This window comes from Pseudomonas sp. P4_C3, from assembly GCF_056402075.1.
This window is the reverse complement of record NZ_JBFUIC010000616.1, coordinates 1-1,350: the sequence shown is the minus strand read 5'-3', so window position 1 is coordinate 1,350 and position 1,350 is coordinate 1. Positions and strand designations below refer to the sequence as shown.

General features: G+C 59.6%; 2 protein-coding genes. Both read right to left on the bottom strand.

Translation table 11 applies throughout. From position 1 onward, the window contains the following. Nucleotides 1-532 (bottom strand): BMP family ABC transporter substrate-binding protein (locus tag AC1DVH_RS31200; RefSeq protein ID WP_477757031.1); only part of this gene is annotated, 532 nt, incomplete at its 3' end. Between the two features lie 328 nt (nt 533-860). Next, nucleotides 861-1,350, bottom strand: a 490-nt coding sequence (locus tag AC1DVH_RS31195) for an amidohydrolase family protein (RefSeq protein ID WP_477757030.1), incomplete at its 5' end; no start/stop codon positions are given.

Below are 1,350 nucleotides of genomic sequence, written 5' to 3'. Positions count from 1 at the left end.
GGGCCAGCTGGATGGCGTTGATGTCGCGGATCACTTCCGGGATCGGGAACGAGGCGACGTAGCCGACTTTTTTGGTCTTGGTCATCTTCGCCGCAAGGAAGCCGCCGACGTAGCGGCCCTCATAAGTGCGCGCCAGGTAAGTGCCGAGGTTCTTGTCCTGCTTGTAGCCGGTGGCGTRTTCGAAGGTCACCTTGGGAAACTGTTTGGCAACTTTCACCGTCGGGTTCATGTAGCCGAAGGAGGTAGTGAAGATCAGGTCGTATTTGTCCTTGGCCATGTTGCGGATCACCCGCTCGGCGTCGGCGCCTTCGGCGACGTTTTCCACGTAGTTGGTGGTGATCTGCGCACCGAATTTTTCTGCCAGTTCCTTGCGCCCCTGTTCATGCTGATACGTCCAGCCGTGGTCACCGATCGGACCGATATAGACGAAGCCGACTTTCAGCGGTTCGTTGGCACTGACGGTCAGACCGGCGCTCAGACCGATGGCCGCCGCAACGGCGCAAAGCAGCTTCTTCAACGGACGGTTGTGCATGAATTGGAACTCCATTTTGTTGTGAGGTTGGCTGGGCTCTCGGGCTTGCACAGAGCAATGCAAATTGCTGACCAACAAGACAACAAAACATGAATCCGCGGTGATGACATCGCGAGCTGGCTCGCAATGGGTCTTTGAAGTCCGATAAAAGTGCATGCCCTTGCACGGCTGCCACCCACTGGTGCGCCAATCCAGATGGCCTTGACCCTCCACAAAACCAATGTGGGAGCGAGCTTGCTCGCGATRGCGGTGTGTCATTCACAAAATATGTCGACTGACATGCCGCCATCGCGAGCAAGCTCGCTCCCACAGTTTTGATCTGGGTGTGTCAGACCCCGGCGATCAACTGCCGAGCCGCCTGGCTGTGATCGGCAATCAACCCCTTCAGATCCAGCCCTTCGACCTGCCCATCGATCACCCGCCACTTGCCGCCGACCATCACCCGGTCCGCGCGATCGGCGCCGCACAGCAGCAGTGCCGAGACCGGATCATGGCTGCCGGAGAAGCGCAGTTCATCCAGCTTGAACAGGGCCAGGTCGGCCTGCTTGCCCACGGCCAGTTCACCTATATCGGTACGCCCCAACAGACTGGCCGAACCTTTGGTCGCCCAGCCGAGCACGCGCTCTGGGGTGATCTTCTCGGCGCCGTAGCGCAGGCGCTGGATGTACAGGGCCTGACGTGCTTCGAGCATCATGTTCGAGGCATCGTTGGACGCCGAGCCGTCCACGCCCAAACCCAGCAAGGCACCGGCATCGGTCAGATCGATACTCGGGCAGATGCCCGAGGCCAGGCGCATGTTCGAACTCGGGCAATGGCAA